This is a genomic window from Sphingopyxis sp., assembly GCF_019459305.1.
GTDB lineage: Bacteria > Pseudomonadota > Alphaproteobacteria > Sphingomonadales > Sphingomonadaceae > Sphingopyxis.
Genome location: NZ_JAIBES010000056.1, coordinates 1 through 6386, shown reverse-complemented (window position 1 = coordinate 6386; position 6386 = coordinate 1). Strand labels below are relative to the sequence as shown.

The following is a 6386-nucleotide window of genomic DNA, read 5'->3' as shown; positions in this document are numbered from 1 at the left end:
CTTGATTTCGTCGTTACCGAGAAAGCTGCCGATCGCGCTCTGGGCCTGCATGATGCCGGCGATAACGGGCATTTGTGAACTGAGCGACTGAAGCGCCTTTCCGACGCCGGACTCCTTGCCGAACAGGGCCGACAGACCGTTGATGCCAGCGCCGACCGGCCCCGCCTCAAGATAGCCCTGCAGCACCGACCCAAGGTCACGAGCGAGGGGCGCGCCCTTGCCGAGATATCGTTCGAACAAACGGGTGAAGGTCGTCTGGAAAACGTCGCCAGAAGGCTGCGATGAGGGTGATCCGAATTTCTCGGGCAGTTTGAACCCGGAGACGGTGATCGGGAACTTCCCATACATTGCTCCGACGCCCGCCTGTATGCCGCTGGCCGCGTTATCGTTGGCTGGCACCTTCGTTGCGGCAACGTCCAGGCTATCCGTGAACCTATCCAGTGCGGCCGTGGCCTGGGATGTGCTTTCGACATAATCGAGCGTGGCGCGGCCGACGGGGGACTTCGACCGGATCTCCAATTCGAGCTGGTCGAACACGTCACCGAACAGACGATCGGTAAGCTGTCGTGCTGAGAACTGCCGGAACTGCGTCTTTATGTTGCCGACCAGGTCCTTCACCGCGCCTGCCGCGTCGCCGGGTGCGCGTGCGATGGCTTCTTCGATGCTGCCGCGGATGCCGTCGATTTCGCGAAGTTGGGCGGCGACCGATACGCCGGCACGGTCGAGACGCTGTTGCGCCCGAACCATGTCGTTCATTTCCTGTCGCTGCTTTACAAGGATCTGATAGCGGTCCCAGCTGATGCCGCGGCCTTCGAGTTCCTTACGAAGCTGGTCCTCGGTCTCGACATTCATCTGCCGCATGATGTCATACTGGAACGACAGAAGGTCGGCTTCGTCTTCGCGCCCGGCGAGTGCAAGGCGCTGCAATTCGAGCTCCCGTTCGCCCGCCTGGATGCGCGCCTCGATCGGACGCTGCAGGAACTGGGGAAGCAGGTTCTTCTTGGCATCCTCGATCTGGCGACGGGTTTCAGCATCCCGCGCCTTGTCCGCGCCGGTCAGCTTTCCACTGGCCGATCGGCGTTCGATATCCTTCAGGATATTATCGAGATCGCGCGTCGCCTCGGCGGCCTTGTCGATATCCTTGGGGGCTTCATCAAACTGGCCGCGAAGGCGGGAAACGGAATCGGCTGATTTATCGATGGCGTCTTCAAGTTGCTGCGCCGCGCGCGCGGCCTTGTCCGCCTCGTTGGCGCCAGTGCGGGGCTTGCGGGGCGTCTTGGGCTTCACGAGCAGATTGCGGTCGCCTGCTGTCGCCTGGCCATTAAGCAGCCGGTTCGCGGAGTCGAACACCTTCAGGTTTTCGAGCTCGAGCCCGAGATTTGCCACCGACGTCGCGGCCGCGGTGAATTCGTCATCAGTGAGGCGCCCGATCCGGCGCAACTGTTCAAGCTGGTCGACCGCCTTTTTCGTGGTCAGCTCGCCGGCAAGCACCTCCTGAGAGATCACGTCGCGGCCGTCGCGACCACGGCGGCCGATGTTGATGCCGCCACCGAATCCGCCGTCGAGGATCAGTTTCCGATCCTGAATTGCCGTCACCCCGCGGCGAGCTTCCGCAAGCCTGCCCTGCGCCTGAACCTTGGCGACCAGCAACTGAGCCTGCGCAAGCCCTTGCAGCGCGGCGTTCTGATTATTGATCTTACCCGTCGTGATGTCCATCACGCCGCCGAGGATGCCCTGTGCCTCGTTCAGCTTGAACGATGAAAACTCGACGTTCTTGAGGGCGTCATCGGTTGCGAAAAGACCAGAAGTGAAGGTCGCGAGCACCCCGACGCCCAGACCGACGGCGATGCCCCATGGTCCCGACAGGAAGGTGGCAAACCGTCCGATCCCGGCTGCCGTCTTGTTCGTCGAGCCTTCGAGGCCGCTGAGCGCGAAGGACAGCTGCGGCAACTGCTGGGCGAAGACGACGCCGGCGCGCTGGCCGCTGTACAAGCTGATCGCGATATCTTGCAGCTGCTGGCCCGCGCCGATGGATGCCTGCCTCAGTGCGCCCTGCGACAAAGCCAGCCGGCTGTTCGATGTGGCGGCTTGCTGGGCTTCGTTCGCCAGTCGACCGGACGAAACCGCGGCTCGATCAATTTCGACCTGCAGCCGTTCGTATGAAACCGCCTTGGCAGTCAGCGCCCGGGCTTCTTCTTCGGCTTCGCGCGCTGCGGCCTGGGCTGCCACGATATAGCGACGGGTCGCTTCCGACGTGTCGTCTGTAGAGCGTGCCAGTTGCTCGGCCGCTATTGCGGTGTCGCGGGTTGCGCGGACAGTCACTTCGGCCTGCGCCGCGGCCTGTCGCATTCCTGCCGTGTTGAAGTCGAGGCCACCGGCGGCATTCTTCGGCATCGTCAGCGCATTCGCGACGGTCCGCTTGATTTCGGCCATGTCGGTATCGAACCGGCGCTTGACGTTATCGCTGGCAGCATTGGCGCTGCGCTCGAAGTCGCGAAAGCCGTTCGAGGCGCCGTCATATTCGGCGCGGATGAAAGCGGGGAAGACGGTGGCTTTCGTCATGCGGGATGCCCCCCGATGTCGAGGCGAACATTCGATGGGAGTGTGCTTGCAGTGCGACGTCGATCAGCCAAGCCGGATTCGATCCCAGGCTCGATGTTTTCGCTGACAGCGGCTTGGCTGCGCTCGAAGTCGCAAAACCCTGGCGAGCCGTGATCGTACTCGGCGCGGATGAATGCCGGAAAAACTGTGCTCTGTGCCACTTATCGGCCCCTTGTCTCGGGGCGGCAATTCGTTCGGTATATGTTTTTGCGCTGAAGGGGGCAGCGGTTGATTATGTCCGGTGATTATAGCGGAGGTCGATTCGATCACCAAGCGAAAGTGCGCTACCGTCGCCAAGGGGGCAGATGATGACCGAAGACAAGATGAAGCGAGAAATTGGACTTCAGGATTATGAGGCGCAATCTGCGGAGGCACTCGCCCGGCTTCAATACCAGGTCGACTATTCGAAAGCACTGCTGAGCGCGCTCACCATCGGCAACGGCGGCGCGATCATCGCGTTGCTGACGTTCATCGGCAACACCGGTTCAAAGGTCGATCCTGCCAGCATGCAGGGCGCGTTCGGCGTATACGGCACGGGGCTGGCTTGCGTGCTGGTGGCATATGCCTGCGGATTTTTCACTCAGCTGTACTTCTATAACGTCTGTCAGATGCAGGCATGGAATGGCCAAGCTGAAGCGCTCGGCACGACCGGCCAAAATGAGTTTGAGGCGGACATGAAGAAGGGAAACTTTGCCCTGGTCGCCGGCATCGTTGCCGCGATCGCCAGCCTAGCTTGTTTCGTGGGAGCCAGCTTGATGGCCCTGAACGCCATAACATGACCCAGCGAGCATCGGTCGGCCAAGGTGACATCGAACGCGCCCTGAAGGCCTGCAAGCGCGCCGGGTACGAGCGAGCGCGGATCCACATCAACGTCGCTGCTCAGACGATCGACATCTTGCTCGGCGAAGATCAGCCCGCGATGCCGCCCGCGCACAATCCATGGGATGACGAGGATTACGGATGAGCATCACGCCAGCCCAATTCGTGCGCAGACTCTACAAGCAGCTGGAAGCCGGCAAGGGCATGCGCTTCACGCCCGAAGAGATGGATATGCTCGCCGAGATGGGCGCGATCGATGCTGTTTCGAAATACGCGGCAGACTGGGTGCGCCGGCAGTCAGAAGAGCGATTGACGGCGGCCCGGGCAGATCAGGCCATCGGCACCGCGGAAGTCTACCGCGCACCGCGATCAGGGCGGCCAAGGCGATCGTATTTATCGGGCGAGGCAGTCGAAGCATCGATGCGTCGCGCGCGGAACCGGACTAAGCCACGTGGTACCGAGAAATGACGACGCCCAGCCAGATCCTCCCCGAGCATGCTGCCCGGCCCTATTCGATTGCGCAACTGGCCGATCGATGGGGATGCAGCGACAGCATGGTGCGCAAGCTGATCAATCAGGGCGAATTGCAGTGTTTCAGGATTGGCATCCTGATAAGGATCCCGGCGGCGGAGGTGCAACGATACGAGGCAGTCGCAGCAGCTGAGGAGACTGCCACGGTTACCCAGTCTAGCCCAAATCCTGAGCCCACAGCCACGCCCCGGCGAGTGATACCCCGCGCGCCTAGACGGCCGACGGTCATCGACCGATCGAACGCATGCCTGCCCCCTAGGAAGGGATCGCCAAAGCCCGAATATTGATCGGGCATTGAAACCCCAAACTGGGATGGTTCTGCCCCCCGCTATGTCGCATCCATGTTGCACGGACTGGCACGTAAAGCGAACAAAAGCACGGAAAACGGCGCAACACCGTGCAACAAGACGCAAAGGCGTTCGCGGCCCGTTCCGAACAGGGCGCCAAGACTAACTGGCTGATTTTGGTCGCAAAATCGGTGGAGGCCCGAGCCGGAATCGAACCGGCGTGCACGGATTTGCAATCCGCTGCGTCACCACTCCGCCATCGGGCCTCATGCCAAATAACCGCATCCCTGAGGGATGGGCCGGGTGTTGGACGGCGCCGCTAGTGAGGGGGTTTCGCCGCCTTGTCAAGGATTCGCCCGTACACCCGCCCATCCCATGATGCAGGGTTGGCGGCACTCGTGTTGCGAGCTATGCGCGTCTATGCGGACAGAGGCTGTATTACTATTGCAATACAGCATTGGTTGGGCTAGAGCTGCCCCGCACAGGTTCATAGCCCCAGGGAATCGGAATACGCTGATGGCGACGAAGTTTAGCGAAATCACCGCGGCGGACATGCGCGCTGCCATGATCGACAGCCAGTTGCGCACCAACGACGTCATCGACGCGGCGGTAGTCGGCGCGATGGCGGCGGTGCCGCGCGAGGCGCATGTGCCCGCTCATCTGGCGAGTGTTGCCTACACCGACCGCGCGATTGCGCTGGGCCACGGGCGCGCACTCAACGCGCCGCTGGTCACCGGCCGCATGCTCGTAGCCGCCGCGATCCGCCCCGGCCAGCGCGTGCTGCTGGTCGGCAGTGCGACGGGCTATACGGCCGCGGTGCTCGCGCGGCTCGGCGCCGAGGTCCATGCGGTGGAGGAACAGGCCGAGCTGATGGCGATCGCGCAGGCGGCGACCAGCGACGCGAATATCCATTGGGTCGCCGGACCGCTGAGCGCCGGTGCGCCAAACGCTGCCCCGTTCGACCGCATCATCGTCGAAGGCGCGATCGAAACACTGCCCGACACGCTGGCCGGACAGCTGGCCGACGGCGGCCGCCTGGTCACAGCGCGCCCCGACGGCGCGGTGACGCGGCTGGTCCAGGGGGGAAAGGCGGGCGGCACCATCGCGCTGCGCAGCTTTGCTGACATGGACGTCGCGCCCCTGCCCGGTTTTGCCGCCCCGGCGGGCTTCACATTCTAAAAGCCACATCCCTCCTTGTTTCAGGCTGACATGACGATGCTCGATACCGATAAGAAACAGCCTCTCCCCCGCGCCCGCTGGCTCGCCGGTCTCGCCGTCGGCGCCTTGACGCTGTCGTCGGCGGCGCACGCCGAAACATTACAGGAGGCTCTGGCAAAAGCCTATGAAAACAATCCAACGCTGACCGCGGCGCGCGCCGGACAGCGCGCCAACGACGAAAATGTCCCGATCCAGAAATCGGGCGGCCTGCCCGATGTCGGCGTCGGCGTCGATTATCAGGAAAATCTGGTGCTGCCCGGCAACAGCTTTTTCTCGCCCAAGCGCTTTGTCAGTGTCGGCGGGCAGCTGTCGGTGCCGATCTATCAGGGCGGTGCGGTGCGTAATGCGGTCAAGGCCGCCAAATTTCGCGTGGAGGCGGGTCAGGCCGACCTGCGCGCCACCGAGGCGAGCATTTTTGCCCAGACCGTCGGCGCCTATATGGACGTCATCCGCGATCAGGCGATCGTGCAGCTGAACCAGAAGAATGTGGCGGTGCTGCGGACCAATTTGCAGGCGACAAGCGACCGCTTCGAGATCGGCGACCTGACCCGCACCGACGTTGCGCAGTCGGAGGCTCGGCTCGCGCTGGCCGAAGGAGATCTTCGGACCGCCGAAGCGAACCTGATTGCCAGCCGCGAATCCTATGTTCGGCTGGTCGGCGAAGCACCGGTTGACCTTGAGCAGCCGCCGCAGTTGCCGAACCTGCCAGCCTCCCCCGACGAAGCCGTCGCGATCGCGCTGACCAGCAATCCCGACATCGAAGCGGCGAATCAGGCGGTTAATGCCAGCCGCGCCGACATCGGCGTCGCGCGCGCGACGCGGCTGGCCAAGCTGGGAGCGCCGCCCAGCGGCGGGGTCCACAACAAACAGAATTAGGTGAACGACCCCCCCTCCGAGAATAACACCAAAAGCGCATCGGGCCGACTGAGG

The 6386-nt window shown here is 63.0% G+C and carries 5 protein-coding genes, 1 tRNA gene and 2 pseudogenes; 6 read left to right on the top strand and 2 right to left on the bottom strand.

The window, feature by feature from the left end:
• Window positions 1–2433, bottom strand: a pseudogene (locus tag K0M74_RS06210) (hypothetical protein); the annotation flags it as partial.
• Window positions 2434–2909: 476 nt separating this feature from the next.
• Here K0M74_RS06210 and K0M74_RS06205 point away from each other — a divergent pair.
• Genes K0M74_RS06205 through K0M74_RS19820 form a run of 4 tightly spaced genes read left to right on the top strand, consistent with a single transcriptional unit; the run spans window position 2910 to window position 4238 of the window.
• Entirely contained in the window at window positions 2910–3380 is a 471-nt protein-coding gene (locus tag K0M74_RS06205; RefSeq protein WP_293969231.1) for a hypothetical protein, read from the top strand.
• Window positions 3377–3565, top strand: a complete 189-nt coding sequence (locus tag K0M74_RS06200; protein ID WP_293969228.1) for a hypothetical protein — start codon at window positions 3377–3379, stop codon at window positions 3563–3565. Before K0M74_RS06205 ends, K0M74_RS06200 begins: the two co-directional genes overlap by 4 nt.
• Window positions 3562–3888 carry a hypothetical protein gene (locus tag K0M74_RS06195; RefSeq protein WP_293969225.1) on the top strand — a complete coding sequence of 109 codons (327 nt, stop codon included), beginning with the start codon at window positions 3562–3564 and terminating at the stop codon, window positions 3886–3888. Before K0M74_RS06200 ends, K0M74_RS06195 begins: the two co-directional genes overlap by 4 nt.
• On the top strand, window positions 3885–4238 hold the full coding sequence (locus K0M74_RS19820) for a helix-turn-helix domain-containing protein (protein WP_366932638.1): 354 nt from the start codon (window positions 3885–3887) through the stop codon (window positions 4236–4238). The genes K0M74_RS06195 and K0M74_RS19820 overlap by 4 nt, the downstream gene beginning before the upstream one ends.
• A 192-nt stretch (window positions 4239–4430) precedes the next feature.
• Here K0M74_RS19820 and K0M74_RS06190 read toward each other — a convergent pair.
• Window positions 4431–4504 (bottom strand) — tRNA-Cys (locus tag K0M74_RS06190).
• 250 nt (window positions 4505–4754) lie between these two features.
• Here K0M74_RS06190 and K0M74_RS06185 point away from each other — a divergent pair.
• Entirely contained in the window at window positions 4755–5417 is a 663-nt protein-coding gene (locus K0M74_RS06185) for a protein-L-isoaspartate O-methyltransferase (RefSeq protein ID WP_293969222.1), read from the top strand.
• A gap of 36 nt (window positions 5418–5453) precedes the next feature.
• Window positions 5454–6281, top strand: a pseudogene (locus K0M74_RS06180) (TolC family protein); the annotation flags it as partial.
• Window positions 6282–6386 lie beyond the last annotated feature (105 nt).

Bases quoted from the DNA above. Each gene is read 5' to 3' on its own strand.
- K0M74_RS06185 (WP_293969222.1), top strand. From the start codon at position 4,755: ATGGCGACGAAGTTTAGCGAAATCACCGCGGCGGACATGCGCGCTGCC.
- K0M74_RS06200 (WP_293969228.1), top strand. From the start codon at position 3,377: ATGACCCAGCGAGCATCGGTCGGCCAAGGTGACATCGAACGCGCCCTG.
- K0M74_RS19820 (WP_366932638.1), top strand. From the start codon at position 3,885: ATGACGACGCCCAGCCAGATCCTCCCCGAGCATGCTGCCCGGCCCTAT.
- K0M74_RS06195 (WP_293969225.1), top strand. From the start codon at position 3,562: ATGAGCATCACGCCAGCCCAATTCGTGCGCAGACTCTACAAGCAGCTG.
- K0M74_RS06205 (WP_293969231.1), top strand. From the start codon at position 2,910: ATGACCGAAGACAAGATGAAGCGAGAAATTGGACTTCAGGATTATGAG.